Consider the following 26130-nt stretch of genomic DNA (forward strand, 5'->3'; position numbering starts at 1 on the left):
GAGAAAGGGGGGCCATCATGACCTGGCCGCAGATCCGGGCCCGGCTGCGCCGGCTCCGGCGCCTGCCGCGCCGGCGGACCGTCAAGCGCGTCGCACTCGCCCTGCTCCTCGTCGTCGTGGTGCCGGTGGTGGCCGCCGCCGGGGCGCTGCGCGCCTCGTACGCGGGCGCGCCCGCCGACGACGCCGTCACCCGCGGCCGGGACGCCGTCTGGCTCGGGCACGCCTGGGTCGACGGCCGCCGCTCGGAGAAGGACCTGGCCGGGCTCAAGCAGCGCGTCGCCGGCACCGGCATCCGGGACCTGTACGTCCACGCGGGCCCGCTGGAGCACGACGGCACCCTGCCCGCCTCCGCCTACCGCGGCGCGCGCCGGCTGATCGACGCCGTCCACCGCGAGCTGCCCGGGGTCCGGGTGCAGGCGTGGCTCGGCGACGTGGTCGCGCACGGCAGTACGGACGGGCTGAAGCTGGGGTCCGCCGCCACCCGGGACGCGGTGGTGGCGAGCGCCCGACAGGTGCTGACGGCCGGTTTCGAGGGCGTCCACCTCGACGTCGAGCCGGTGTCCGACGGCGACGGCGGCTTCCTGGCGCTGCTGGACTCCCTGCGGCCGGCGGTCCGTTCGGGCGGCGGGGTGCTGTCGGTGGCCGCGCAGCAGATCGACCCGCTGCCGTCGATGCACGCGGCGTCGCGCGCGTTCGGCGGGCGGAAGTGGTGGTCGCAGGGGTACTTCGCGAAGGTGGCCCGGCGCACCGACCAGATAGCCGTCATGTCGTACGACACGGCGCTGCCCTGGGAGAGCCTGTACGGCGGCTACGTCGCCCAGCAGACACGGCTGGCCCTGGAGGTCACCCCGACCGGCACGGACCTGCTGATGGGCCTGCCGTTCTTCCACACCGACGACATGGGCCACCACGGTTCGGCGGAGACCGCCGCCGCGGCGCTGCGCGGCGCCCGGCTCGGACTGACGCGCGAGGACCGGCACCGCGAGCGGTTCGGCGTCGCCCTGTACGTGGACTTCGCCGCGACGGAGGGCGACTGGCGTGCGTATCGCGAGGCGTGGGGTAAGCGGGGGCAATGACGGAGGGGCCGGCGCGAGGGTGATGAGCATCCCTTGCGCGCACTGCGGACAGCGGTCCCGGAAGTCGTAGGCTTGGGGGCGCACGCACGAGACCTGCAATCAACTGCATTGAACGGCAACCGGCGGTGGAAGGGACCCCTCCGCGCCGGTCGGAAGGAGGCGCTGGGTGATCGAGCTTGAGGGAGTTCCCGAGCTGATCGACCCGGTCATGATCTGTGCCTTCGAGGGCTGGAACGACGCGGGAGACGCCGCCTCCAGTGCGGTCGCGCACCTGGACCGGGAGTGGAAGGGCGAGGTCTTCGCCGCGCTGGACGCGGAGGACTACTACGACTTCCAGGTCAACCGGCCCACCGTCTGGCTGGACGGCGGGGTCCGTAAGATCACCTGGCCGACGACCCGGCTGTCCGTGGTGCGCACCGGCGGCGCGGGCGGTTCGCGGGGCACGGGTGAGGCCGGGGACGCCGGGGGCACGGGTGGCATCGGGGACTCGGGTGGCATCGGGGGACCATTGGGCATCGGGGGCTCGAAGGGCCCGCGTGACCTGGTGCTCGTCCGGGGCATCGAGCCGAGCATGCGCTGGCGTTCGTTCTGCAACGAGATCCTGGGCTTCGCCCACGAACTGGGCGTGGAGATGGTGGTGATCCTGGGCTCGCTGCTCGGCGACACCCCACACACCCGGCCGGTGCCGGTCAGCGGGGTCACGTCCGACCCCGACCTGGCGCGCACCATGGATCTCGAGGAGTCCCGCTACGAGGGCCCGACCGGCATCGTCGGCATCCTCCAGGAGGCGTGCACGCACGCGGGCGTGCCCACCGTGAGCCTGTGGGCGGCGGTGCCGCACTACGTGTCGCAGCCGCCGAACCCCAAGGCCACGCTGGCCCTCCTCAACCGCCTCGAGGACCTGATCGACCTGCGCATCCCGCAGGGCGACCTGCCCGAGGACGCGCGCGCCTGGCAGCTCGGCGTGGACCAGCTGGCGGCGGAGGACAGCGAGGTGGCCGAGTACGTCCAGTCGCTGGAGCAGGCACGGGACACGGCGGACCTGCCGGAGGCGTCGGGCGAGGCCATCGCCCGCGAGTTCGAGCGCTACCTGCGGCGGCGGGACGGGCAGTCGGGGCCGGGGGCCGGTCCCGGGCCGGCCGGCGGTCCCGGCGGTCCTGCCGGTCCCGGCGCGGTTCCGGGGCCGGGGCAGCCGGGCGGCCTGGCGGCCGAACCGGGGTTCGGCGAGCCGGGCGGCCGGGACGCCTCGTACCTGCGTGACACGACGAGCGGACGGACGCGTCCGCCGCGCCGGGCGCCCAAGGAGCAGGCGGAGGGGGCCGAGGGCGGCGAAGGCGCTTCGGGCTCGGCTTCCGGTTCGGGCTCGGCTTCCGGTTCGGGCTCGGCTTCCGGTTCGGGCTCGGCTTCCGGTTCGGGCTCGGCTTCGGCTTCCGGCTCCGGCTCCGGCTCCGGCGAGGAGGGCCGTACCGGCGGCGAGCGCGGCGGCGGTGAGGACGAGAACGGTCCGCCGCGACAGGGCGAGTAGGCCCGACGCTTGAACGGAAGGGGCGCCACCCGACGGTGGCGCCCCTTCCGCTGTCCGCCCGGACCCGCTGTCCGCTCGGACTCGGGCGACGCGTACGCTTCTCTTTCACCCTATACGTCACATCGCTTGTCATATCGCTCAACAAAAGGACAGAACGGCCGTGAAGGCGCTCAGGAACTACGTCATGGCGGCCACCGGAACCGCCCTCGCGCTCTCGCTCACCGCGTGCGGCGGCGGTGAGAAGGAAGACACCCGCGACCCGCAGGCCGTACTGAAGGCCGCGGCGGAGAAGACGGCGGGGGCGAACTCCTACCGCACGAAGCGGCAGGTCACCAACGCCGAGGGCACGGAGCGCGGCGAGTACGCCTTCTCGCGCAAGCCCGACCTGGCGGAACGCAAGACCTGGCGGACCCGGGCGAAGGACGGCAAGAAGGAGCCGGAGCGCTTCACGCACACGATGAGCGAGGACCAGACCCTCTACACGCGCGACGCGAAGATCGCCGACGGCCGCTGGGTCAGCAGCAGCCTGCTGGCCAGGGGCGAGGAGCCGCCGAAGCCGGAGGACGTCCAGAAGACCGCCGAGGGCTCGCTGCCCAAGCTGCTGAGCGTCCTGCGCACGTCGAAGGACGTGCGGAAGGTAGGCCGCGAGACGGTGAACGGCCGCAAGGCCACGCACTTCGCCGGCACGGTCGTCCTCGCCGACCTGGCGGCGTACAAGGGCGACGTGATGCGGGACTGGCTCCGCGAGTTGTACGTCAAGAACCACCGGGAGGACGGCCTGGAGAAGGTCGACATCGACCTGTGGATCGGCAAGGACGACATCCCGGTCAAGGGCGCGGAGCACGGCAAGGGCTCCAAGGGGAGCACGGGCGTGACCGAGGAGTACGCGGACTTCGGCGCCGACCCCGGGATCCGCATCCCGAAGGGCAAGGACGTCGTCACGGAGGACGCCTGGCTCCAGGAGGTCCGCGACAAGGCGTACCGGGGCATCACTCCCGTGAGCTGATCCGCTCGCCGTTCAGCCGCGCAGTTCGCCGAGCCGGGCGAGGTCGTCGCGGAAGGACTCCCGCTCCTCGGCGGTGAGTTCGACGGCGGCGGCCCCGGCCAACGCCTCCTCCCGGGCCGCCTCGTCCCCGAGCCGTCCGGCGACGTCCGCCCGCAGCACCAGCAGCCGCAACAGCTGCACGGCCGTGGGGCGTTCGCCCTCCGTGCGCAGCGCCCGGTCGATGACACGGGCGGCGCCGGCCGCGTCACCCTTGGAGTCCGCGAACAGCGACGCGTAGTGCAGCGCCCGGGCGAACGTCTCCTTCGGCGCGGGCCGGTGGCTCTGATCGTCGCTCGTCACGGTCCCGATCCGGACGCAGTTGCCGCCCGGGTCCGTCATCAGGAACTGCCGCACCCCGTGCGAGGTGTCCCGCACCGCCCCGAACCGCGGCAACCCACGCGTCGGCACCTTCCCGTACGCCTCCTTCAACCCCCTGCGGAACGCCTCGTGCAGCCCGTCGACGTCGTCCGTGCGGACGTAGCAGGTGCTGTACGAGGTGGCGGGATCATGCTGCTTCACACCGAAGAAGTGCAACTCGATCCCGCCGTACCGGACCACGGCGTAGGGGTTGGGACTCGTCTGATGGTGCGTCACCTCGAACCCGAGGGCGGTGTAGAAGTCGAGCACGGGGCGAAGGTCCGGGCAGGGAAGGATGGGAATCGTCGTCTCGGCCATGCCCGGCACTGTAGTCAAACTTGACTAGCGAACGCACCGGCTTTCCCGAACGACGGTCGGCGAGACCGCTCAGAGCTCGTCGTGGTTCCAGTTGCCGTTGGCCATGTTGGTGCTGCCCAGGGCCAGGCGAAGGTAGCGGCGCACCTGGTCGAGGCCGTTCACCGTGCCGATCGACGGGATGAAGGGGGCCGTGGCGTTCTGGCCCGCCGAGACGCGCTGGTAGTACTCGGAGAGGGAGTCCCAGGAGTTCTCCAGCTCCTGCTGCTGGTGCGGCAGGCCGTACTGGAACTCCCACGTCCCCATGGCGGTGCGGAAGGTGCCCTCGACGTCGTTGAAACGGGCGGCCTCGGAGAGCATCTGGACCACCAGGCTGAGCGAACGCGCCGTGTTCTGGCGCTCGTTGCCGCTGTTCGGGTTGTTGACCGTGGCCAGCTGCACGAGGGAGGCCCGGATGTCGTTGTAGCTGATCGTCATGGCCTCCCGGCCGCGGCCGGCCGTGCCGCTGAGGGAGTTGTAGTTGGAACCGAAGTTCAGCGTCTGGACGTTGGTGTTGACGTCCGGACGCGGGGTGGTGGTCTCCGCCAGCCGGCTGCCCAGGGCGCCGTTGATGTCGTTGAACTGGTAGGTGGTGCCGCTCTCCGTGGAGAAACCCCAGACGTAGAGGTTGGAGGGGTTGATCCAGATGCGCACCTGGTGCCGGTTGCCGCGGTCGTCGGGCGCGGTCAGCGACGCCTGGATGATGCCGACGTTCTCGAGCTGCGTCTCCTGGGTGTTGTACCCGGCTGCGGCGTTGCGCAGGCTCTGGACGAACGCCGAGTAGGCGTCGCGCTGGTGGTCACTGGCACCCTCATCCGCCAGGTCGACGTACACGTGCGACATGTGGCGCCACTCGGTGCGCGCCTCGGCGGTGCCGGCGGTGGTGAGCGTGCCCGTGACGGCCATCGCCAGGCCGACACCGGACAGGAGGAGGGAGCGGGTGAGCCGGGACTTGCGCATGAGGTTGTGCTCTTTCTGCGGGGCTGGATCGGGTCTCTGAGGACCGTCCGCTTCCGCGCGGCCCCGCGCACGGGGGAGGCGCGCGGCCGACGGAAGCGGACGACCGGCTTCACCGTAGGCCCGGCCCCACGGCCCGAACTGTGCGCTGCGCGCACACTCGTACTCCGCGAGCGCACACCGGCCGGCGACCGGCGAGCGCGTTCGCCCGCGCTACCCACCCTCGCCCCCGAGCCCCCTACCGCCCGGCCCCGGCTCCCTCCCTCGGATCCGTCACCAGGCGGAACCGCTGCAGCACCACCAGGGTGGAGTCGTCCACCGTGAACTCCGGGTCGTCCAGGGCCTCCCGCATCTCGTCGCTGTGCCAGAACGCCTCGTGGTTGGCCCGCCATTCGGCGACGGAGGCGTCGCCCTCGCCCTCGTCGACGACGTGCGCGAAGTCCACCTCGGACAGCGGCACGACGCGTACGTCCGTCACCTCGATGACCGCCACCGGACGGTCGTCGGAGTCGACGACCACGCTCCGCTCCCCGACCCGGGGCAGCGCCTCGCCCTCGTGTTCGTAGTCGACGACCAGTCCGGTGGTGGAAATCTTCGAGCCGTCGAGAACGGCGGCGACGAGACGGTCCCGGAGAGGCCCGGGAAAGGCGAACTCGACGCGGGGCAGGCCGGCGGTGGGTTCCATGGCCGCACTCTAGTGCGGTGATCACCGTCGCGCCTGGGCGGTGGTTACGCCCGCGTCAGTCGAGCGCGCTCGCGCCCGGCAGGTTGAGGGTGAATGGGTGGTCGGTGGAGCGGCTGGGGGTGGTGAGGTGGATGGTGCCGCCGTGGTCGGTGGGGGCGTACCACCAGCCGGGGGTGGAGGAGTCGGATGTGACGCGGGGCAGGGGGCGGCCGTCCAGGAGGACCGTCCGGGGGGCCGTGCGGGAGTGGACGGTGAAGGTGTACGGGCGGGACGTCTGCTTGCCCGCGTAGGAGCCGTGGGAGGCGCCTACCCGGACCGTGACGTCCCCCCGGCCGGTGCGGGGTGCGTGGACGGTCACCGTCTGGCGGGCGGAGGCGCCGGTGCGGTGGGCGCGGGTGGCGCCGTCGTCCTCGTAGAGGGTGAAGGACGAGGTGCCCTTGGGGTAGAGGTCCCAGCCGAGCGGGGAGCCGGCGGTGCGGTCGCGGTGCGAGCGGATGCCGGGCCACATGGGGATGTTCGCCCCGGCCTTCACGAAGAGGGGGAGGGTGTCGAGGGGGGCGCGGTAGCCGTCGACGGTGATCGGACCGTGGTACGTACGGCCGGTCCAGTAGTCGGTCCAGGTGCCGCGCGGCAGGTAGATTCCGTCGCGCGTCTCCTTGTCCTCGTACACCGGGGCGACGAGGAAGTACTCACCGCTCAGGAACTCGTACTTCGCCGCGTCCGTGGCCGCCTTGGGGTCGTCCGGGTACTCCAGGGCCAGCGGGCGGACCGGGCCGACGCCCGTGCGGGTCGCCTCGGCCGCGTACGTGTACATGTACGGGAGCAGGGATTCCTTGAGCTTCAGGTACCTGCGGTTGATCGAGGTGTACGGCTCGCCGTACCGCCAGGGCTGCTTGTCGCTCGGCGCCCAGCCGTCCATGGTCATGACGGCGGGCAGGAACGCCTTCCACTGGAGGTCGCGGACGTACGTCTTGGGGCTGCCGCCGAAGATGCCGTCGATGTCGCCGGTGGTGTAGGCGAGGCCGGACATCGTCGCGCCCGCGTAGGTGGGGATCTGCCAGCGGATGTAGTCCCAGGAGCCCTTCTGGTCGCCGGACCACTGGACGCCGCAGCGCTGGGCGCCGGACCAGCTCTCGGGGGCCCAGGTGAAGCCGCGGGCGTCGCTGTTGTCCTCGATGCCCCGGTAGGCGTCCTTGCAGCCGTCGAGGGCGAACTTGTAGCCGTCGCCGACCCAGGCGACGTCCAGTTTGGCGACGCGCTGGCCGGCCCTCACCTGATCGGCGAGTTTGCCGAGGCCGTCCTCGGTCCACAGGCCCATGGTCATCTTGCGGTCGGCGAGGCCCTTGTTCACCTCGGGGAGGTTCTCGTAACCGCAGCCGTAGCCGTCGTTGACGAGCATCCAGCCGAGCGGCATGTCGTGCTCCACGTAGCCGTCGGCGACCTTGAGCGCGTCGAGGGTGCGGCGCTCGCCGCGGTTCTTGTTGTGCAGGTAGCAGTCGGAGTCGCCGACCTCCAGGCCGTACAGCGGCGGCAGGAAGGGGCGGCCGGTCAGCCGGGTGTAGCCGCCGATGACGTCCTTGGGCGTCCGGCCCGCGAAGTAGTAGGCGTCGAAGCGCTGTTCGCGGGCCGTGGCCCGCACCGGGTCGGCGAAGTCGTAGGTGTTGTGCGCGTACGTGTTGCGGTAGACGCCGTAGCCGGCCGAGGAGAGGTAGAAGGGTACGGAGTTGGGGTGGCCGCCGTCGTTCCAGTCGTAGTCGACGCCGACCTCGACCTTCTTGCCGCGGTGCGAGGTGTTGCCGCGGCCGTTCTGCATGCCCGCGCCGTAGAACCGCTCGTCGGCGCCGCGGGCGAGCGTCTGTGTCGTGCCGTCCTTGTCCCAGGTCAGGCCCTTGGTCTCGGACCAGAGGCGGGTGCCGTCGGCGCGGTGGAGGGCGAAGCGGAGCGGCGCCTTGTAGGCGCTCAGGGTGAGGCGGGAGGTGCTCAGCTCGTAGCGGTCGCCGCGGTCGCGCCAGCGGGTGGGCGGGGGCGCGCCCTGCGGCAGGACGATGTCCTTGCCCGTGGGATCGGTGAACTCGCCGTCGGGGGCGAGTTCGAGGCGGAAGGTGTCAGGGGTGACGAAGTGGATACGGGCCTCGGTCCGGCCCGCTGTTAAGCGGTAGTCGGGGCCTTGGCGGGTGAAGGAGGTGACGTCGCCGACGGTCCGCGGCTCGGGCGGGCCGTCGGCGCGGGCCACTGCCTGCGGGACCATGGCCGCGAGGAGGGCGAGGGGGCCGAGGAGGGCGAGAGGGCGGAGGGCCTTGGGGGTTCTGAGTCGGGTGCGGATGGTCATGCGGCATGCTTAGCGCACTGTCGTGCGCATGACTATGGGGCGTTCCTCGGCCCCCCAAAGGGGGCGCCCCCGTGCATGATCCTGAGTATGCGGGAGACCGCCACGGCGGCCCGTACGCCCACCTCCGTTCCGCGCGACATCGCCGACTGTTCGGCATCCTCGCCTGCCGTGCAGGTCAGGGTTGGTTTCGCGGCCCGCGGCCGCACGGGCCGGGATCGGCACCGGCCGGCCGCCGGCCCGGGCCTCCGGCGGCGCCGGCGCGAGCGACGGGTACTCCCCCGAGGCCCGGTCCCCTGCGACCAGGGGTGTGCCGGCCCGTCCGGAACGCGGCGGACTCGTGGTCAAGGTCGTTCTTCTGATCCCGCCCCTACCGTCCGCCCCTACCGCCTACGCGGCACAAGTCCGGTTTCGAAGGCGGTGATCGCCAGGTGGACGCGGTCCCGAGCCCCGAGCTTGGCGAACAGGCGTGCCACATGGGTCTTCGCGGTCGCCGCGCTGATCACCAGCCGCTCGGCTATCTCGGTGTTCGACAATCCCTGTCCGACCAGTGCCAGCACCTCGCGCTCCCGGTCGGTGATCCCCGCGATGGGACTCGAGTCCGCGGCGGGCTCGGCGTCCGGTTCGGGGGCCGGGGGGCCGGGCGTTCCGGCGAAGTCCGCGATCAGCCGTCGGGTCACGCTCGGCGCGATCAACGCGTCGCCCGCGGCCACCACGCGGATCGCGTCCAGGATCGCGTCCAGGGCCATGCTCTTGAGCAGGAATCCGCTTGCCCCGGCGCGCAGGGCACCGTAGACGTACTCGTCGTCGTCGAAGGTCGTCAGCACCAGGACCTTGGGCGGGTCCGGCTCGGCGGTCGCCTGCCGGGTCGCCTCGATCCCGTTCACGCCCGGCATCCGGATGTCCATCACCACGACGTCCGGCCGCAGTTCACGCACCAGGCGCACCGCCTCGCGGCCGTCGCCGGCCTCGCCGACCACCTCCAGGTCGTCGGTGTCGCCGATCAGGATCGCGAGCCCGACCAGCATCAGCGGCTGGTCGTCGACCAGCAGCACCCGCACGCTCATGCCGGGAGCCTCGCAGCCACCCGGAATCCGCCCTCCGGACGCCGGCCCGCGCTGAACTGGCCGGACAGCAACGTCACCCGCTCGCGCATGCCGAGCAGGCCGAAGCCGCTCCCGCCGGCCGCTGCCGGGAGCCTCGGACGGCCGGGCCCGCCGAGACCGTCGTCCCCGTCGCCCCCGTCGTCCACCACCTCGATCGTCACTCCTGTCGGCTCGTAGCCGACCGCGACCCGGCACGTCCGCGCACCGGAATGCCGCACCACGTTCGTCACCGACTCCTGGACGATCCGGAACGCCGACAGCTCGATCTCCGGCGGCAGCGGACGCCGCTCGCCCCGCCAGGTCACATGAACCCGCACCCCGGCGCCGGCCGTGCGTTCGGCGAGCTGCGGGACGTCGGCCAGGCTGCCGGCCGGCGCCAGTGGAGCGGCCTGCGGCATGGCGTCGTCCGGCTTGGCGCGGCGGAGCGCCCCGAGCATGCGCTGCAGCTCGAGCAGAGTCTCCCGGCTGGTGGTCTCGATGCCGGTCAGCGCCTGCCGCGTCTGCTCGGGCTTGGTCTCCACGACCCGCGCCGCCGCTCCCGACAGCACCGTGATGATCCCGATGCTGTGCGCGACGCTGTCGTGCAGCTCGCGGGCGATCCGCAGCCGCTCGGCCATGACGACGCGGGCCGCGGTCTGCTCCCGCAGGGCTTCGAGGTATTCACGGCGTTTGCGGTACACCCCGCCGAAAACCCACGCGACCGCGAACCACAACGCGAACTGCCCGGCCCACTGGGCCGCGTCGCCGACGTTCTGCTCGCGTTCGTGGAGGTCGTTGAGGAACGCGGCCGCGACGGCCGCGACCGAGCCGACGGCGGCGGCCCTGGGCCGCCGGACGGCGAGGTACCAGTCCAGGCCGACGAGCAGGACGAACACGATCAAGGGCCGCGCGCCGAAGGCGTCGCCGAGGACCGCTTCGCCCAGGACCACCGCGAAGACGACCGTCGGCAGCCGGCGCACCAGCAGAACCGGCAGGGCGAGCACGACGCAGAGACCGAGCATCTGGAAGGGCTCGAGGTCGGGGAACCGGAACAGCCCGTCGTAGTGCGCCCAGTCAGTGGGCAGCATCGTCAAGGCGAGGATCAGCGCGTACAAGCAGGTGGTGGTCAGCACCACGGCCTGTGACATCAGCCAGGTCACGCGCTTGGATGTCGACAGACGCTGGAGAAGCTGTTCCATGCGGTGATCGTATTCAGTGACGTCGGCTCGGCGCGTCGCCCCGGGGATGTACGCCGGATACACCCCCGGGCCGATGACCTGGGAAGAAGTGACATCCGCCGGCCGACGCGGTGGATCCGGTCGGTACCTAGCGTCGATCCCATGAAACGCGATCACCGTCTCAGCGCTGTCGCGGCGTTGGCACTCGCCGCCCTCGTCACCGGAACCGGCGCCGGGTCCGCCGCCACGACCACACCGTCGGCCACATCAGTGACCACGCACGCCTTCGACTCCGCACCGGCCACGGCCACCGCGCCCACGCACTCCTTCCGGGGCGTGCTCCCCGTGCCGACCGGCCCCCACGCCGCCGGCGAGGAGGTCATCCACCTCACCGACGCGAGCCGCCTCGACCCGTGGGTGCCGTCGTCCGGCCCTCGCCGACTGACCGTCACGATGGTCTACCCGGCCGTCCCCGGGACCGGAACCCCGGCCCCCTACATGACCCTCGGCGAGGCAGCCGGAATCATCCAGCGCCAGAAGTTCCCCGCGAGCTCCGGCATCACCCCGCAGACCCTCTCCGGCGTCACCACTCACGCCTTCGAGGGCGCACGGCCGGAGCACGGCAAGTATCCGCTGGTGGTCCTCTCGGCCGCGGCCGAGAACCCGCGCATGACGCTCACCTCGCTCGCGACCGAACTGGCCGGTCACGGTTACGTCGTCGCGCTCGTCGGCCACACCTACGAGGACTCCGGGGAGACGCTGGCGAACGGCGAGACGCCGTCGTGCGCGATCTGCGATCACCCGGAAACGAACGACCTCGACGTCCAGACCGCCGGCCGCGCGCGGGACGAGTCCTTCGTGATCGACCAGTTGACGCACGGCAACACCGCGTGGCGGCTGGCCCACCTCATCGACAAGCACGCGATCGGCGCGGCCGGACACTCCCTCGGCGGAGCGGCGGCCGCCGCCACGATGCTCGCCGACCCGCGGGTACGGGCCGGGGTGGACATGGACGGCTCCTTCCACCCGGCCCCGAAGCCCGGCCGGCTCAACCGGCCGTTCCTCATGCTGGGCAGGGCCGACAACCACTCGCCCGGTGGCACCGGCACCACCTGGGACCAGACCTGGGCCGCCCTCGGCGGCTACAAGAAGTGGCTGACGGTCTCCGGCGCCGACCACTTCAGCTTCGCCGACCAGAAGGTGCTCCAGGAGCAGGCCGGGTTCCCGACACCGCCCCTCTCCCCGGAACGCGGGGTGGCGATCACCCGCGCGTACGTGAGGGCGTTCTTCGACCAGACGCTGAAGGGGATTCACCGTCCGCTGCTGGACGGCCCCTCGCCGAACAATCCGGAAGTACTCTTCCAGCCCTAGCGCAGCGCCGCGTTGGTCCTTCGGGGGTTCATGCGGCTGTGAGTGGGCTGCCGTCGCAGGTCCCGCGGCAGGGCGTGGTGCCGTGTTCGTCGCAGGCCGAGCCGAAGGTGTCGTTGGCCGCGGCCGGTTCGTCGCGGGAGCCGTGCCCCCGCACCCCCCAGCACGCCGTCCGCCGTCTTCGAACACCGGACGGTCCGGATCATCCCTCCCCCCGCGTCGCCCCCAGATCGAAGTAGTCCCGCCACGCCGCGATCAGCCCGTCCCGGATCTCGAAGACGCCCGCCACCCGCACCCGCACCACCGCCCCCGACCGCAGCCGCATCTCGTCCGTCCGTTCGTTGAACACCACTCCCCCGCCCTCCGTCGCGGACGAAGCCTGGTGGTGGACGGTGAAGTCGGCGGCGGTGAAGCGGGCGAGGAAGTCGGTGAAGTAGGCGTGGATGCGGTCACGTCCGACCACGGGCGGCAGGGGCATGCTGTGGTAGGTCCCGTCCTCCGCGAAGAAGGACGCCAGCCGGGCGGGGTCCAGCCCGTCCCACGCCGCGAAGAAGCGTGCGACGACGTCCTCCGGCCCGGTCCCCGTCTCCGTCATGGACGTCACGGGCGTCACGGGCGTCAGGGGCTTCACGGACGTCATGGAAAGGCACCTCTTTCCGGCTCGGCTCGACGTGTCCGAAGCCTACGAGGACCCCGCGCGGCGGAACGGACGAGGGTGCCCGCCCGCCTTCCCGGCGGTGGGCACCCTCGTCGTACTCCCGAACGCGTCGCGACGCCTAGAGCGCCACGCCCAGCAGCGCGTCCACCGTGCGCGACACCAGGCCGGGCGCGCCCTCGTCCGTACCGCCCCCGGCGGCCTGGGCGGCGGCCCAGCGGTCGACGGCGGCCAGGGCGGCCGGGGCGTCGAGGTCGTCGGCGAGGGCCTCGCGTACCTCGTCGAGCAGGGCGTCGGCGGACGGGCCGTCCGGGCGGGAGACGGCGGCACGCCAGCGGCCGAGGCGCTCGACGGCCTCGGCGAGGACGTCGTCCGTCCACTCCCAGTCGGCCCGGTAGTGGTGGGACAGCAGCGCGAGGCGGATCGCGGCCGGGTCCACGCCCTCGCGGCGCAGGGCGGAGACGAAGACGAGGTTGCCCTTGGACTTGGACATCTTCTCGCCGTGCAGGGCGACCATGCCCGCGTGCACGTACGACTTGGCGAACGGGTGCTCGCCGGTCAGCGCCTGCGCGTGCGAGGCGCCCATCTCGTGGTGCGGGAAGATCAGGTCGGAGCCGCCGCCCTGGACGTCGAAGCCCATGCCGAAGTGCTCCAGGGCGATGGCGACGCACTCGATGTGCCAGCCGGGTCGCCCGGGGCCGAGGGAGGCGCCGTCCCAGCTGGGCTCGCCCGGGCGGGCGGCCATCCACAGCATCGGGTCGACGGGGTTCTTCTTGCCCGGGCGGTCCGGGTCGCCGCCGCGCTCGGCGGACAGCAGCCGCATGGCCTCGGCGTCCAGGCCGGAGACCTCGCCGAAGTGGGCGTCGGAGGCGACGGAGAAGTAGATGTCGCCGTCGAGCTCGTAGGCGGCGCCCGCGTCGCGCAGGCGCTCCACCAGCGGGACGATCTTGGGTATCGACTCCACGGCGCCCACGTAGTGGCGCGGCGGCAGCAGCCGCAGGGCGGTCATGTCCTCGCGGAACAGGGCGGTCTCGCGCTCGGCGAGGGCCTCCCACTCGTCGCCGTTGGCGGCGGCCCGCTCCAGCAGCGGGTCGTCGATGTCCGTCACGTTCTGGACGTAGTGGACCTGCCGCTTGGTGTCGAGCCACACGCGCTGCACGAGGTCGAACGCGTTGTAGGTCGCCGCGTGCCCCATGTGGGTGGCGTCGTAGGGCGTGATGCCGCAGACGTAGAGGCGGGCGACGGGGCCGGGGACGAGGGTCACTCGTCCACCGGTCGCGGTGTCGTGGATCCGGAGGTCGCGGCCCTTGCCGGGCAGGGCGGGAACCTCAGAAGCGGGCCAGGCATGCATGTCCTGAGCGTAACCGGATGCGGGTTCCGGATACGAACCGGAGGGGGCGGTTGGCTGAGAAGGGGGTCTTGCGCGGGGGGCTTGGGTGTGCGTCGGTGGGCTGCGCCCTTCGGCCCGTCCGGCGTTTGAGGACGAGCGGCGAAGCCGCGACAAGGGGGGGCCGGGAGCGCAGCCCCCAGGACACGGCGAAAGAGCAGGGCCGGCGCACCCCCCGCCGCAGGCGCCTACACCGGCGGCCAGGGAATCGCGGGCCACTGCCCGCTCGGCTCCCGGTGCCGCCCGGTCCGCAGCAGCTCCCCCACCCGCCCCCGCAGAGCGTCGATCTCCGCGGGAGTGATCAGCTCGGCCAGGCGGGCCGCCAGGGGGCGCCCCTCGGCCAGATCGGCCGAAAGTCGCCGTAGCGCCTCCAGCGCCTCCTCCGTCAGCGGCTCCCCCGCCCACCCCCACAGCAACGTCCGCAACTTGTCCTCGGCGTTGAAGGTGACACCGTGGTCGATGCCGTAGAGCCGGCCGTCGGCGGCGGGCAGCAGGTGGCCGCCCTTGCGGTCGCCGTTGTTGATCACGGCGTCGAGGACGGCCAGCCGGCGCAGCCGCTCGTCGTCGGCGTGCACGAGCAGGGCCGGGCGGCCCTCCCCCACCTCCGCGTAGCCGACGGCCTTCCAGCCGGGACCGGGTTCGTCGCCCTCGACCAGGGCGAGCAGCCGCCGGGTCTCCTCGGCGGCGCCGTCGTCGGCCGGGCCGTCGATCCACAGCTGGCACATGCCCGGCCCGTAGGGGCCGTCCCGGAGGACGGTCGGGGGGACCAGGCCCCAGCCCATCGCCTCGGAGAGTTCGTAGGCGGCCACCTCGCGCTGGGCGAGGGTGCCGTCCGGGAAGTCCCAGAGCGGGCGCTCCCCGGCGACCGGCTTGTAGACGCAGGCGGCGGTCACGCCCTCGTACGCGACCGTGCAGTACAGGACGGCGTTGGACGCCTCGCGGATCCGTCCGCGCACCGTGAGCTCGCCGCGGGCCAGCAGTTCCTGCGGGGTCACGCCCGGCCCGGCGGGCTCGTGCCCGTCCTTACGGGCGGGCTCACCCGACCCGGCAGGCCCGTCCGACCCGGCAGGCCCGTCCGACCCGGCAGGCCCGTCCGACCCGGTAGACCGGTCCAGCCCGGCAGACCCATCCAGCCCACCCGTCCCGGCGCGCTCGCGCGGGGTCACGCTCCCCGACGGTATCCGTTCTGGCGCGGACATACGTGTCCCTCCGGGTCGAGCGGCAGGCTGCACAGCGGGCAGGGCGGCCGGCCGGCGTTGACGATGTCCAGGGCGCGCTTGGCGAAGGCACGGGCCATGGTGCCGGTGATGCGCACCCGCAGCATGGGCGGCCCGTTGGTCTCGTCCTGGAGGAGGCGCTCCTCGGCGGCGGCCAGGTCCTCGTCGGTGTCGGCCTCCAGCTCGACCAGGGCCTGTGCCTCGACGACCATCCGCTGCCCCTCGGCGTCCCAGGCCAGGGCCATGGTGCCGACGCGGAACTCCTCCTCGACGGGGGTGTCCAGCGGAGCGGTGTCGGCGTACTCGACGGGCGCCACGGCCGGGACCGGGGCACTGCCGCCGGTGCGCCGGACGACCTCGTCCAGCAGTTCGTCGATGCGCTCGGCGAGCGCCTCCACCTGCGCCTTCTCCAGGGCGACGCTGGTGGTCCGGCCGGCCGCGCTGGCCTGGAGGAAGAAAGTGCGGCGGCCCGGCAGCCCGACCGTACCGGCGACGAAGCGGTCCGGCGGATCGTAAAGGAACACCTGACGGGACAACGTCCTGCTCCATTGGGTCGGTGGGGTCGGTGGGAAGTCAGCGATCGGAGGGGAGTCTGGGGAACCACGGGAAGCCCGGCGGGCTCAGGCGCCGCAGCGGTGCCCCCGCGCCCCCACCCTACTGCGCATGTGGATCACGGTGCTCCCGCACCGCCTCCCACCACGGCCTCTCCGGGGTCGTCCGCCGCTCCGCCCTGCGGCGTCGCGCGCGGGGCGAGCGACGCGGTCTCGCCGGTGTCCCCCAGCCGCAGCAGGTACGGCCGCAGAGGGGTGTAGCGGATCACCGTGAGCGAGCAGGGGTCGACGGCGATGCGCTGGAACTGGTCGAGGTGCAGCCCGAGCGCGTCGGCCACGACCGCCTTGATCGGGTCGCCGTGCGAGCACATGACGTAGACGGCGTCGGAGCCGTGCTCGCGCTCGATCCGGTCGTTCCAGTCGCGGACCGCGTCCACGGCGCGGGCCTGCATCGCGCGTAGGGACTCGCCACCGGGGAAGGAGGCGGCGGAAGGGTGCCGCTGGACGACGGTCATCAGCGGCTCGTCGTGGAGTTCGGCGAGCTTGCGGCCGGACCAGTCGCCGTAGTGGCACTCGCCGATCCGCTCGTCCGTGTGCGACGGCAGCTCCGGGCGGGCGGCGAGCAGGGGGGCCACGGTCTCCTGACAACGCTGGAGGGGACTGGTGACGAGAGCGGCGAGCGGGATCTCCCGCAGGCGGTCCGGGAGGGCCGCGGCCTGGGCGGCGCCCCGCTCGTCCAGGGCGACACCGGGGGTCCATCCCGCCAGCACGCCGCCGGTGTTGGCGGTGGACCGGCCGTGCCGGACCAGGATCAGGGTGGGCATGCCCGCCAGCCTACGACGGCCCCCGGACGGACACCGAGGGCGGTGGGCGACGGACACCGGCGGCGGGGCGGTACGCGCCTCCGGCTGGGCGACGGGCGCCTCCGGCAGTGCGGTGCGCGCCTCCGGCGGTGCGGCGGACATCTCCGACGGTACGACGGACGTCTCCGGTGCCGCGGACGACGAACGGCCCCGGGATCGGGGCCGGGAAGGGAGAATGCCCGCGTGATCGTGGACTTCGCCATCTACCGGAACGGACGCCGCACGGACGGCCCGGCCGACTTCTCCGACGCGCTCGACCAGGCGCGCGCCGACGGGGACGCCTTCCTCTGGGTCGGTCTGCACGAACCGACGGAGAGCGAGTTCGCGCTGGTCACCAGCGAGTTCGGGCTGCACCCGCTGGCCGTCGAGGACGCCCTCAAGGCGCACCAGCGGCCCAAGCTGGAGGTGTACGCCGACTCGCTGTTCGTCGTCCTCAAGCCCGTCGTCTACGACGACCACGCGGACACCGTGAGCACCGGCGAGCTGATGATGTTCCTCGGCGACTCCTTCGTGGTGACGGTCCGGCACGGCGTCGGCAACCCGCTGACCGAGCTGCGGGCCCGTCTTGAAGACCAGCCCGACCTGCTGCGCTGCGGGCCTACGGCCGTGCTGTACGCGGTGAGCGACGCGGTCGTGGACCACTACACGGAGGTGTCCGGGCTGCTCCAGGCCGACCTGGACGAGCTGGAGACCGAGGTGTTCGCCCCGCTGGGCATCGACAACAAGAACATCGCGTCGCGGATCTACGCGTTCAAACGGCAGGTGGTGGAGTTCCGGCGGGCCACCGTGCCGCTCGCCGACCCGGTGGCCCGGCTGGCGGGCGCCGGGCTGCCGTTCGTCAACGAGGAGGCGCGGCCGTTCTTCCGCGACGTGGGCGACCATCTGGCGCGGGCCAACGAGGCGGTGGAACAGCTCGACCGGCTGCTGTCCGACATCCTCTCCGCCCATCTGGCCCAGATGGGCGTGCAGCAGAACGACGACATGCGGAAGATCTCCGCCTGGGCGGCGATGGCGGCGGCCCCGACGATGATCGCCGGGGTGTTCGGGATGAACTTCACGCATATGCCGGAGTTGCGGCAGGTGTGGGGGTATCCGGCGGCGCTGATGCTGATGGTGGGTGTGGTGGCGCTGCTGTACCGGCTGTTCAAGCGGCGGGGGTGGCTGTAGGGGCGGTCCGTGGCGCGTCCAGGCGCGTCCGTGGGACGTTAGCGGGACGCCCATGGGACGTCCGCGGCGCGCCCGACAGCAGGCCCCTCCCACAGGACAGCCGGCCCGTCCTCAGGCGAGTTCCGGCGCCACCGCCACCGCACCGCCGCCCAGCGCGTCCCGCCGCTCCGGCATCCGCAGGGAGACCATCCGCCGCCAGCCGCCGAGCCGTTCGGCCGCGTACACGGCGTGGACGCCCCCGGCGAGGGCGGCCGACTTGGCGCGGGGCCAGCCCAGCAGGCGTCCCATGCGGCCCATGACGGCGAGGCCGACGTCCCGATGGATGCCGATCTCGGCGAGGGCGCACTCCCGCAGCAGGGTGTGGATCGTCCGGCCGTGCCCGGCGGCGGCGAGCCGCAGCAGTTCCTCGTGGCAGTACGCGAGGTGGTTGTCCTCGTCGTGGCAGATCATCCGGAGGGCGCGGCCGACCTCGGGGTGGTCGCCGAAGTGGTGGGTGAGCATCCGCATCTGGTCGGCGGAGCGCTGCTCGGTGACCCGGCTGTGCGCCAGGTACGCGATGACGTCCCGGACGGTCAGCGGCTCGTCCGCCCGCAGTTTGGCGTGCGGCAGCCCGATGCCACGGCGTTCGAGGAGCATCGTGTAGTCGGCCTCCGGGGGCACCTCGACCGGTTCCAGGCCGCGTCGGCGCAGCAGGGCCAGGAAGATCCGGCCGTGTTTGTCCTCGTCCGCGCCGTGCCGGGCGATCTTGGGGGCGAGGGCGCGGAGACTCTCGGGCACCAGGGCGGAGATCCGGCCGTTCTCCCAGCCGCCCTGCGCCTCGCCGCTCGCGGCGATGGAGCAGAACAGGCGGTACGCCTGGTCGTCGTCGAGGATCTCCTGGAACAGACTTCTGACCGTGAGCATGGCCCTCACCTCCGTGGGAACCAGTCAAGGTCCCCACGGAGGGGGGCGCCAGCCAGGAGGCGGCGGGCGCTCGGCCGAACGGACGACGACGGGCGCGCGCCCCACGCGCCCCCGGCCGCGTAACCCGCCGGACGTACGGGCGTTGAGCCCGGTGCCGGCCGTGGCGGGGAAGACCCCCGAGCCCCCACCACGGCCGCGGGGTCCCTCGGGGCTCGGGGCCACGCGGCCCCGGGGAGCGTCAGGCGAGCCCGGCCCGCTCCAGCGCCTCGACACCGGCGCGCAGCCCGGCGATCCGCTCCTCCAGCGTGAAGCCCGCGGGGTTGAGGGACAGCGTGGTGACGCCCGCGTCGGCGTAGGCGCGCATCCGGTCGGAGATCCGCTCCACCGGGCCGAGCAGCGACGTCGAGTCGATGAGCTGCTGCGGGACGGCCGCGGCGGCGCCCTTCTTGTCCCCGGAGAGGTACTTCTCCTGGATCTCGGCGGCCTCCTTCTCGTAGCCCATGCGCACCGCGAGCCGGTTGTAGAAGTTCTGCTTGGCGCTGCCCATGCCGCCGACGTACAGCGCGGTGTAGGGGCGGAACGTGTCGGCGAGGGCGGCGACGTCGTCGCCGAGGGCGAGCGGGACGGTCGGGACGAGGTCGAAGCCGTCCATGTCCTTGCCGGCCTTGGCGCGGCCCGCGCGGAGCGAACCGAGGGTCGTCTCCTCGGCGAGTTCGGGGGCGAAGAAGAGGACGAGGGCGCCGTCGGCGATCTCGCCGGTCTGCTCCAGGTTCTTGGGGCCGATGGCCGCGATGTACAGCGGGATGTGCTCGCGCACCGGGTGCACGGTCAGCTTGATCGGCTTGCCGGGGCCGCCGGGCAGCGGCAGCGTCCAGTGCTCGCCCTCGTGCGTCAGGCGCTCGCGGGCCATGGCCTTGCGGACGATCTCGACGTACTCGCGGGTGCGGGCGAGCGGCTTGTCGAACTTCACGCCGTACCAGCCCTCGGAGACCTGCGGCCCGGAGACGCCGAGGCCGAGCCGGAACCGGCCGCCGGAGAGCGAGTCGAGGGTGGCGGCGGTCATGGCCGTCATGGCGGGGGTGCGGGCGGGGATCTGGAAGATGGCCGAACCGACGTCGATGCGCTCGGTCTGCGCGGCGACCCAGGAGAGGACGGTGGGCGCGTCGGAGCCGTACGCCTCGGCGGCCCAGCAGACCGCGTAGCCGAGCCGGTCGGCCTCCTTGGCGACCGCGAGATTGTCCGCGTCCATCCCGGCGCCCCAGTAGCCGAGGTTGATTCCGAGCCGCATCCCGCTCTCCCTACCCATCAGTAACGTCGTCGTCGCGGGGACTCTAGCGCGCGGAGCGGTGGTACGTCACCGGGTGCTTCGGCGCGCGGGGGCGCCGGGGGTGCTGGGGACGGGGGTCGGGCCGGACCGTCCGGCGCCGGGGACGGGGGCCGGGCCGGGAACGCCCGGACACCAGAGACGGCGGCCGGGCCGGGAACATCGAACACCAAGGACGACGGCCGGTCCGGGAGCGTCCGGGCGCCAGGGACGGCGGCCGGCCAGGAACGCCCGAACACCAAGGACGACGGCCGGGCCAGGAACGTCTGACGTCGGCGGGGCGGGGAACCGGCCGTCGAGGTGCCGGAGGCCGGGTGCGCCGGGCCGGGTGCCGAGCCCGCGTGCCGGGCGCGAGTGCCGGGGCGCCTGCGGCTGATCGTCCGGGGCCGAACGGCCCCCGTCCGGCCGATACGCTCACCCGTCATGGAGCAAAGGCATGTCGGCCGTACGGGCCTGCGCGTCTCCCGGATCGGACTCGGCACGCTCACCTGGGGACGGGACACCGACGAGCAGGAGGCCGGCGAGCAGCTCAGGGTCTTCCACGAGGCGGGAGGGACGCTCGTGGACACGGCGGACGTGTACGCGGGCGGGGCCGCCGAGTACCTCCTCGGCCGGCTCCTCGACACGGTCGTCCCGCGCCGCGACCTCGTCCTGGCGACGAAGGCCGGCAGCGTCCTCGACCCCGCCCACCGCGCCGACACCTCGCGCGGCCATCTGCTGGCCGCCCTCGACGCCTCCCTCGCCCGCCTCGGCACGGACCACGTCGACCTGTGGCAACTGCACGCCTTCGACGCGGGTACGCCGTTGGAGGAGACCCTCCAGGCCGTCGACACGGCCGTCGCCAGCGGCCGCGTCCGGTACGCCGGCGTCTCGAACTTCTGCGGCTGGCAGCTCGCCAAGGCCGCGACCTGGCAACTGGCCGCGCCCGGCGCGCGCACCCGGCTGGCGAGCACACAGATGGAGTACTCCCTGCTCCAGCGCGGCATCGAACGGGAGGTACTGCCCGCCGCCCTGGACCTGGGCATCGGCGTCCTGCCCTCCTCCCCGCTGGGCCGGGGCGTGCTCACCGGCAAGTACCGGCGCTCGACCCCCGCCGACTCCCGGGGCGCCTCCGCGCACCTCGCGCCCTTCGTCGCCCCCTACCTGGAGGAGCCCGCGCGCCGGGTCGTCGACGCCGTCGCCACGGCCGCCGACGGCCTCGCCACCACGCCCCTCCGGATCGCCCTCGCCTGGGTCCGCGACCGCCCCGGCGTCACCGCCCCGATCGTCGGCGCCCGCACAGCGCGGCAGCTCAGAGCGGCGTTGTCAGTGGAAGCCCTTACGCTTCCGGACGAGATCTGCCAAGCGCTCGACGACGTGTCGGCGCCGGTGCACCGCTACCCCGACCAGGACTGGAGCGAGCTGTGAACACGGACCGCCTCGACGGCGAGGCCGCCCCCGCGGCCACGGACGGGACGACGTCCGCGACACCGAACCCGACCCCGGCCCGGGCGGACGGCCCCGACACGGCGGCCGGGGGCACCGAGCCCGGCGCGGACGCGGCCGGCACGGAACCCGCCCGCGCGGAGCGAGCCGACGCCCCGACGACAGGGGACGCGGGCGCGTCAGGTGCACCGGCGGTCGGCGCATCGGCGGCCGAAGGCATCGAGCCCGGCCCGCCGGAGGGTGGGGACGGGAACGGCCTGCGGACGACGGCCGACGACGCTCGGGACGCCGCTGGCGCGGAACCCGCCGGCGCTCCGGAACCTGCCGGTACGGAACGTGCCGGTACGCGGACAGCCGCCGTGCCGGCAGGCGGCGAGGCGCCCGCCGCTCCGTACGCCTCCGGCGCGTCGGCGGCTCGGACCGCCGAGCCGGCCCCGGGCGGGTCGGCCGCGGCCGAGGGCGCGGGAGGGCCCGGTACCGCACCGGGCCACGGGCCCGGCGCACCGGACGACGTACCGACCGGTCGGCACGCGGCTGACGTGCCCGACGCGGCGGCGGACGGCGAGCCGGTCGGGGGCCCGGAGGCGCCGAGCCCTCGTCGGAGCGCCGACACGCCCCCCGAGGACGCGGCGAGCGTCCCGGCCGGCCGGGAGACCGCCGACGAGGCGGACCCGCGGGCCGCCGCGCGGGCGAGCGGCGCGGCGCAGGATGGCCCGGCCGCTTCCGACGGCACCGGCACCGACGGCGGGGCACCCGTCGCTCCCGAGAGCGAAGAGGCGGCGGCCGCCCCTGCCGCTTCCGACGGTCAACGGGACCGTGCGTCCGCCCAGGACGCGGCCCCGGCCGCCGGCCGGGACGCCGGCACGCCCGTCGCCCCCGAAGGCGGCGGCACGCCGCCCAAGCGTTCCGCCGTCGCGGAGGCGCTGGCCGCGGCCGTGCGGGCCGTGGAGAGCGGGGAGCGGTCGGCCGCGTCGTTCTTCACGGAGCCGGCCCGGCCGGCGGCGCGGGCGCAGCGGCGGGTGAGCCGGCCCGCGGCCGCCGTGGAAGGACCGGTCGCCGAGGCGCCGGTGGACGAGGAGGTGCTCGCGGAGGTACGGCGGGTGCTGGCCGCGGGCGGGGCGCCCGAGGGGCTGGCCGGCGCGGTGGTGACCGCGCTCGGGGAGCCGGCCGCCGAGGCGCTGCGCGAGGACCCGTGGCTGCTGCTGGGCGTCGCGGGCGTGCGCCCCGAGCAGGCGGACGGCTTCGCCCGCGCACTGCTCGGCGACGCGTGCGGGCCGGACGACGCACGGCGGGCCCGGGCCCTCACGTCCTGGCTGCTGGAGCGGGCCGCGCTCGCCGGGCACACCGTCCTGGAGGCGCCCGCCCTGCGCGAGGAGCTCGCCCGCCGGGCCGTCCCGGATCCGGACGAGGCGCTGCGCGAGGTGATCGCGGACGGCACGGTGCTGGTCTTCCAGGAACCGCTGCGGGCCCCGCAGACCCCCGAGGAGGAGGCCGGCGAGGCCGAGGTGCCGGTCCGGACCCTGTTCGGCCTGGACCGGTACGCCATGGCCGAGGAGAGCCTGGCCGACGGGCTCGCCCGGCTGCTCGGCACGCTCGCCGCCGCCCCGGCCCGCGACTGGGAGGGCGCCGCCGCCGCTGCTCCCTCGCCGTCGGCGGCGGAGCTGATCCGCGCCGTGGCCGCCTCGGGCCTGGTGGCGCACAGCGGCGGCGAGGCGGCGCGCGCCGAGCCGGCGGCGGTCGTCGCGGCGGCTCGCGCGCTCGGCCTCCGCGCGGTGGCCGCCGCCTTCACCGAGGACGGCCGGCGGCGCCTGGCCGCCGCCGGGGACGCCGAGGCGGTCACGGTCGCCGGCCTGCTCGCCGGCCGGGAGGGACCGGAGCGCGACGCCGAGGGGACGCTCCCCGTCGACGTCCTGGCGGTGCTCGACGCGCCCCGGCTGGACGTCGAGACCGCCGCCGCGCTGGTGGAGTCGCTGCCCGACGGCGCCCGGCTGATCCTCTCCGGTGACCCCGCCGAGCTGTGGTCGGCCGGTCCCGGGCGGGTGTTCGCCGACGTCCTGGCGGCCCGCGCCTGCCCGGTCGTCGTCTCCCGCACCCCTGACCCCGGCCCCCTCGGCGAACTGCTCTCCGGCATCGGGGCGGGCGAGTTGCTGCGGGTGGACGCCCCCGGCAAGGAGGTCGTCATCGTCCCGGTGCGGGACGCGGGCGAGGCCGTGCACCGCACGGTGCAGCTCGTCGCCGACTCCGTGCCCCGCGCGATCGGCATCGCGCCCGAGGCCACGCAGGTCGTCACGGTCGGCCACGGCGGCCCGGCCGGCACCCGCGCGCTCAACGCCGCCCTGAAGGAGCGGCTCAACCCCGGGCCGGGCCGCTTCGGCGGCTTCGACCCGGGCGACCGGATCGCGTACGTCCCCGCCCCCGGCCGGATGGTCCCGGGGACCGTGGTCTCCGGCGACGCGGCCGGGCTGCGGCTCGACTGCTCGGGCACCCAGGTCGTCGTCCCGCCCGGCCGGGTCGCCGAGGCGGTACGGCACGGCTGGGCCGTCACCGCCCACCAGGCGGCCGGCACCCGCTGGCCGGCCGCGGTGGTGGTCCTGCCCGGCGACGCGGGTCCGGGCCTGACCAGGTCCTGGGTCTACACGGCGTTCGGCCGCGGCGAGCGCCACCTGTCCGTCGTCCACGGCGCGGGCCAGGACCTGCCCCGGGCCGTGGCGGAGTCCCCGGCGAAGGAACGGAGCACGCGCCTGCGGACACTCCTGAAGCCGCAGCCGGCACCCGCCGGCTGACTCCACGACAGTGCCCTCCTCCGGGCTCGGCTGCGGACGCCCGCAGCCGAGCCCGGAGAACCGGCGCCCAAGCCCCGGGGCCGAGGTCCGAAGCCCGAGGCCCAGGAAGCCGGGCCCGAAGCGGAACGCAAAGCCCAAGGCCCAGGGCCCGAGGCCCGGGCCAAAGGCCGGGAGGCCAGGAGTTCGGGAGGCCAGGAGTTCGGGAGGCCAGGAGTTCGGGAGGCCAGGAGTCCGGGGCCGGGGCCCACCCACCCGGGGTCCAGAACCCAGGACACCACCCCCGGGCGTCGGCGCCCGACCCACGGTCCGAGCCGCCCCGGGCCCCAGTGCCCGAGACACGCCCCGAAACCGGAGCCCCAGGTCCGCGCCCCGAAACCCGCCCGGAGGTCAGAGACCGCCCGGCACCGACCCAGGGCCTGCGGGCGGTGTCCGGGCACCGCGCCCGTCAGCGGGCGGTACCCGGGCCGCCCTTCCTGCCGCCGCCCGGCGTCCTCGCGCCGTCCCTTCCCGTCGTCGCCGCGCCACCGGCGTCGTCGGTCTCGCCCGTGCCGCCCTCGCTCTCGTCGTCGAGGTCCTCGACCACCTCGATGTCGTCGTCATCGGACACGACACCCAGCATCCCGTCGTCCTCCGCGACCAGCATCGCGTCGTCCAGCCCGTCGTCGTCGAGATCGTCCAGCTCCTCGTCGAACACGGCGCTGACGTCGAACCGGCAGACCACCCGCTGCGGATCGGCCTGGTCGAAGGGGGCCGACAGCCACTCCCCCGGTTCGGCCAGGTCGTCGAGCGCGGCCACCCAGAGCGTGGAGTCACCCTCCTCCAGGCCGAACTCCTTGTGCCGCGAGGCGATTTCGTCCGGTTCGTACTCGCCGAAGAGGACGCCGAGGGCCGCGTGCACACTGCCGCCCGCGATCCCCGCGCCGCCTCCGGGCCGGTGGGAGCCGGGCGCCAGGTCGGGGACGTCGGGGTCCAGGTCGGCGACCCGCTGGGCCTGGGCGAGCAGCCGTTGCGGCTCGGCCACCGCGTAGTCCCGGCGGATCAGCACGCTCAGCGCGCTGGGCTCGTCGGGGCCGGCGTAGGCGGGCAGCGAGTCGTCACCCGGGATCTCGAAGGGGGTGACCTCGTCGTAGGCGTCGTACAGCAGCTCGTCGTACGCCTCGGCTGCCGCGGCCAGCTCGTTGAACGCGGCGTAGACGGCCGGGTCGTCCTCCCCCGACCGGCGTTCGACGGCGTCGAGGTGGCGGTCCAGAGCGGCTTTGACCGCCTCGGCGGCGGCCCGTACCTCGGCAGCGGTTGGCTGCGCAGCATCAGACATAGTGCAGACGCTATCCGTACCGGGGCCGTTCCCGCACAATAGATGCGATGCCGGAATACGAATTCTGTGATGTGTATGTGCCGCGAGGGGTCTCCCGAGGTGCTGCCACGCGACTGCTGACCGACCACGCCGAGTACGGACACTGGGAGTTGGACCGACTGCGCCTCTTCCCCGACGGCAGCCGAAGAGTCCGGCTGCGCCGCCGGATCATCCGCCAGCTGCGCGCCACCTGGTAGGGCCGCGCCCGGACCGTGGAGCGGCGCCGAGAGCGCCTTCCGGCGCCGGGCGGCGGCAGCCGGGGCCCGGAGCCGAACGACGGGCCGCCGCGCGGCCGGACACGGCGGCCGGACACGACGGCGGCCCGGACGGCGACGGTGGCCCGGACCGCGACGGCGGCCCAGACGGCGACGGGCCGGACGACAAAGAACCGGACGCCGCCGAGCCCGGCGGAAACGACGGGAGCGGGCCCCGGTGTCCGGGACCCGCTCCCGCGCTTCGGTGCGCCCACTCGGCCGCGCCAACCGGCCCGGCCGGAAACCCAGCCGGACAGGCCGACAGCCCGACAGCCGAACAGCTCCGCCGGA

General features: G+C 73.8%; 21 protein-coding genes and 1 pseudogene. 8 read left to right on the forward strand and 14 right to left on the reverse strand.

All coding sequences use genetic code 11. The features are described from left to right. Positions 1-17 precede the first annotated feature (17 nt). The 3 genes from J7W19_RS06015 to J7W19_RS06025 all read left to right on the forward strand — a co-directional run bounded on the left by J7W19_RS06015 (position 18) and on the right by J7W19_RS06025 (position 3607). Positions 18-1076 carry a glycoside hydrolase family 18 protein gene (locus J7W19_RS06015; RefSeq protein ID WP_004946250.1) on the forward strand — a complete coding sequence of 353 codons (1059 nt, stop codon included), beginning with the start codon at positions 18-20 and terminating at the stop codon, positions 1074-1076. 166 nt (positions 1077-1242) lie between these two features. Continuing rightward, a complete protein-coding gene (locus J7W19_RS06020; RefSeq protein WP_210455293.1) occupies positions 1243-2601 on the forward strand; it encodes a PAC2 family protein in 1359 nt (452 codons plus the stop codon). Positions 2602-2761: 160 nt separating this feature from the next. Continuing rightward, positions 2762-3607, forward strand: a complete 846-nt coding sequence (locus J7W19_RS06025) for a LolA-like protein (protein ID WP_004946243.1) — start codon at positions 2762-2764, stop codon at positions 3605-3607. 12 nt (positions 3608-3619) lie between these two features. On the opposite strand, the gene J7W19_RS06030 is transcribed toward J7W19_RS06025, so the two are convergent. The 6 genes and pseudogenes from J7W19_RS06030 to J7W19_RS32760 all read right to left on the reverse strand — a co-directional run bounded on the left by J7W19_RS06030 (position 3620) and on the right by J7W19_RS32760 (position 10609). Then, complete coding sequence (locus J7W19_RS06030; protein WP_040890220.1) at positions 3620-4321, reverse strand: bleomycin resistance protein; 702 nt, start codon at positions 4319-4321, stop codon at positions 3620-3622. A 69-nt stretch (positions 4322-4390) separates the two neighbouring features. Further along, the gene (locus tag J7W19_RS06035) at positions 4391-5317 is read right to left on the reverse strand and encodes a ribosome-inactivating family protein (protein WP_004946237.1); all 927 of its coding nucleotides are present in this window, start codon (positions 5315-5317) and stop codon (positions 4391-4393) included. A gap of 235 nt (positions 5318-5552) precedes the next feature. After that, positions 5553-5999, reverse strand: coding sequence for an ASCH domain-containing protein (locus J7W19_RS06040; protein WP_004946234.1), 447 nt, complete (start codon positions 5997-5999; stop codon positions 5553-5555). A gap of 61 nt (positions 6000-6060) precedes the next feature. Beyond that, positions 6061-8328 (reverse strand): annotated as a pseudogene (locus J7W19_RS06045) (glycoside hydrolase family 31 protein); the annotation flags it as partial. A gap of 380 nt (positions 8329-8708) precedes the next feature. After that, entirely contained in the window at positions 8709-9392 is a 684-nt protein-coding gene (locus tag J7W19_RS06050; protein ID WP_040890201.1) for a response regulator, read from the reverse strand. Beyond that, complete coding sequence (locus J7W19_RS32760) at positions 9389-10609, reverse strand: sensor histidine kinase (protein ID WP_004946222.1); 1221 nt, start codon at positions 10607-10609, stop codon at positions 9389-9391. The genes J7W19_RS06050 and J7W19_RS32760 overlap by 4 nt, the downstream gene beginning before the upstream one ends. Before the next feature lie 141 nt (positions 10610-10750). Between J7W19_RS32760 and J7W19_RS06060 the strand changes: the two genes are divergently transcribed. Beyond that, complete coding sequence (locus tag J7W19_RS06060) at positions 10751-11959, forward strand: alpha/beta hydrolase family protein (RefSeq protein WP_040890194.1); 1209 nt, start codon at positions 10751-10753, stop codon at positions 11957-11959. A gap of 199 nt (positions 11960-12158) precedes the next feature. Here the strand turns inward: J7W19_RS06060 and J7W19_RS06065 are convergent, their stop codons facing one another. The 5 genes from J7W19_RS06065 to J7W19_RS06085 all read right to left on the reverse strand — a co-directional run bounded on the left by J7W19_RS06065 (position 12159) and on the right by J7W19_RS06085 (position 16590). Then, positions 12159-12596, reverse strand: a complete 438-nt coding sequence (locus J7W19_RS06065; protein ID WP_004946216.1) for a nuclear transport factor 2 family protein — start codon at positions 12594-12596, stop codon at positions 12159-12161. A 136-nt stretch (positions 12597-12732) separates the two neighbouring features. Next, positions 12733-13962 (reverse strand): cysteine--1-D-myo-inosityl 2-amino-2-deoxy-alpha-D-glucopyranoside ligase, encoded by a 1230-nt coding sequence (mshC, locus tag J7W19_RS06070; protein ID WP_004946215.1) that lies wholly within the window; start codon positions 13960-13962, stop codon positions 12733-12735. Positions 13963-14186: 224 nt separating this feature from the next. Beyond that, the gene (locus J7W19_RS06075; RefSeq protein WP_004946212.1) at positions 14187-14993 is read right to left on the reverse strand and encodes an SCO1664 family protein; all 807 of its coding nucleotides are present in this window, start codon (positions 14991-14993) and stop codon (positions 14187-14189) included. A 167-nt stretch (positions 14994-15160) separates the two neighbouring features. Beyond that, positions 15161-15751 carry a DUF3090 domain-containing protein gene (locus J7W19_RS06080; RefSeq protein WP_004946210.1) on the reverse strand — a complete coding sequence of 197 codons (591 nt, stop codon included), beginning with the start codon at positions 15749-15751 and terminating at the stop codon, positions 15161-15163. A 134-nt stretch (positions 15752-15885) separates the two neighbouring features. Then, a complete protein-coding gene (locus tag J7W19_RS06085; protein ID WP_004946207.1) occupies positions 15886-16590 on the reverse strand; it encodes a histidine phosphatase family protein in 705 nt (234 codons plus the stop codon). A 222-nt stretch (positions 16591-16812) separates the two neighbouring features. On the opposite strand from J7W19_RS06085, the gene J7W19_RS06090 reads away from it, so the two are divergent. Next, entirely contained in the window at positions 16813-17796 is a 984-nt protein-coding gene (locus J7W19_RS06090) for a magnesium and cobalt transport protein CorA (RefSeq protein WP_004946204.1), read from the forward strand. A gap of 111 nt (positions 17797-17907) precedes the next feature. On the opposite strand, the gene J7W19_RS06095 is transcribed toward J7W19_RS06090, so the two are convergent. Continuing rightward, positions 17908-18699, reverse strand: a complete 792-nt coding sequence (locus J7W19_RS06095; protein WP_004946201.1) for a hypothetical protein — start codon at positions 18697-18699, stop codon at positions 17908-17910. Positions 18700-18937: 238 nt separating this feature from the next. Continuing rightward, positions 18938-19987, reverse strand: coding sequence for an LLM class F420-dependent oxidoreductase (locus J7W19_RS06100; protein WP_004946196.1), 1050 nt, complete (start codon positions 19985-19987; stop codon positions 18938-18940). Between the two features lie 459 nt (positions 19988-20446). Between J7W19_RS06100 and J7W19_RS06105 the strand changes: the two genes are divergently transcribed. Both J7W19_RS06105 and J7W19_RS06110 read left to right on the forward strand, forming a co-directional pair. Continuing rightward, positions 20447-21430 (forward strand): aldo/keto reductase, encoded by a 984-nt coding sequence (locus tag J7W19_RS06105; protein ID WP_004946193.1) that lies wholly within the window; start codon positions 20447-20449, stop codon positions 21428-21430. Then, a complete protein-coding gene (locus tag J7W19_RS06110; RefSeq protein ID WP_210455295.1) occupies positions 21427-24231 on the forward strand; it encodes a helix-hairpin-helix domain-containing protein in 2805 nt (934 codons plus the stop codon). Before J7W19_RS06105 ends, J7W19_RS06110 begins: the two co-directional genes overlap by 4 nt. Positions 24232-24676: 445 nt before the next feature. Here the strand turns inward: J7W19_RS06110 and J7W19_RS06115 are convergent, their stop codons facing one another. Then, the gene (locus J7W19_RS06115) at positions 24677-25546 is read right to left on the reverse strand and encodes a hypothetical protein (protein WP_004953924.1); all 870 of its coding nucleotides are present in this window, start codon (positions 25544-25546) and stop codon (positions 24677-24679) included. Between the two features lie 47 nt (positions 25547-25593). Here J7W19_RS06115 and J7W19_RS06120 point away from each other — a divergent pair, with 47 nt between their 5' ends. Continuing rightward, positions 25594-25782 carry a DUF5703 family protein gene (locus J7W19_RS06120; protein WP_078588254.1) on the forward strand — a complete coding sequence of 63 codons (189 nt, stop codon included), beginning with the start codon at positions 25594-25596 and terminating at the stop codon, positions 25780-25782. The last annotated feature ends 348 nt before the right edge of the window (positions 25783-26130 follow it).

This window comes from Streptomyces mobaraensis NBRC 13819 = DSM 40847 (assembly GCF_017916255.1).
In the GTDB taxonomy this organism is placed as follows: Bacteria; Actinomycetota; Actinomycetes; order Streptomycetales; family Streptomycetaceae; genus Streptomyces; species Streptomyces mobaraensis.

What these genes read in the sequence shown, in the direction of transcription:
- J7W19_RS06015 (WP_004946250.1), top strand. Translation starts at nt 18, where the DNA reads ATGACCTGGCCGCAGATCCGGGCCCGGCTGCGCCGGCTCCGGCGCCTG.
- J7W19_RS06030 (WP_040890220.1), bottom strand. Translation starts at nt 4,321, where the DNA reads ATGGCCGAGACGACGATTCCCATCCTTCCCTGCCCGGACCTTCGCCCC.
- J7W19_RS06035 (WP_004946237.1), bottom strand. Translation starts at nt 5,317, where the DNA reads ATGCGCAAGTCCCGGCTCACCCGCTCCCTCCTCCTGTCCGGTGTCGGC.
- J7W19_RS06040 (WP_004946234.1), bottom strand. Translation starts at nt 5,999, where the DNA reads ATGGAACCCACCGCCGGCCTGCCCCGCGTCGAGTTCGCCTTTCCCGGG.
- J7W19_RS06050 (WP_040890201.1), bottom strand. Translation starts at nt 9,392, where the DNA reads ATGAGCGTGCGGGTGCTGCTGGTCGACGACCAGCCGCTGATGCTGGTC.
- J7W19_RS32760 (WP_004946222.1), bottom strand. Translation starts at nt 10,609, where the DNA reads ATGGAACAGCTTCTCCAGCGTCTGTCGACATCCAAGCGCGTGACCTGG.
- J7W19_RS06060 (WP_040890194.1), top strand. Translation starts at nt 10,751, where the DNA reads ATGAAACGCGATCACCGTCTCAGCGCTGTCGCGGCGTTGGCACTCGCC.
- J7W19_RS06065 (WP_004946216.1), bottom strand. Translation starts at nt 12,596, where the DNA reads ATGACGTCCGTGAAGCCCCTGACGCCCGTGACGCCCGTGACGTCCATG.
- mshC (WP_004946215.1), bottom strand. Translation starts at nt 13,962, where the DNA reads ATGCATGCCTGGCCCGCTTCTGAGGTTCCCGCCCTGCCCGGCAAGGGC.
- J7W19_RS06085 (WP_004946207.1), bottom strand. Translation starts at nt 16,590, where the DNA reads ATGCCCACCCTGATCCTGGTCCGGCACGGCCGGTCCACCGCCAACACC.
- J7W19_RS06095 (WP_004946201.1), bottom strand. Translation starts at nt 18,699, where the DNA reads ATGCTCACGGTCAGAAGTCTGTTCCAGGAGATCCTCGACGACGACCAG.
- J7W19_RS06100 (WP_004946196.1), bottom strand. Translation starts at nt 19,987, where the DNA reads ATGCGGCTCGGAATCAACCTCGGCTACTGGGGCGCCGGGATGGACGCG.
- J7W19_RS06105 (WP_004946193.1), top strand. Translation starts at nt 20,447, where the DNA reads ATGGAGCAAAGGCATGTCGGCCGTACGGGCCTGCGCGTCTCCCGGATC.
- J7W19_RS06115 (WP_004953924.1), bottom strand. Translation starts at nt 25,546, where the DNA reads ATGTCTGATGCTGCGCAGCCAACCGCTGCCGAGGTACGGGCCGCCGCC.
- J7W19_RS06120 (WP_078588254.1), top strand. Translation starts at nt 25,594, where the DNA reads ATGCCGGAATACGAATTCTGTGATGTGTATGTGCCGCGAGGGGTCTCC.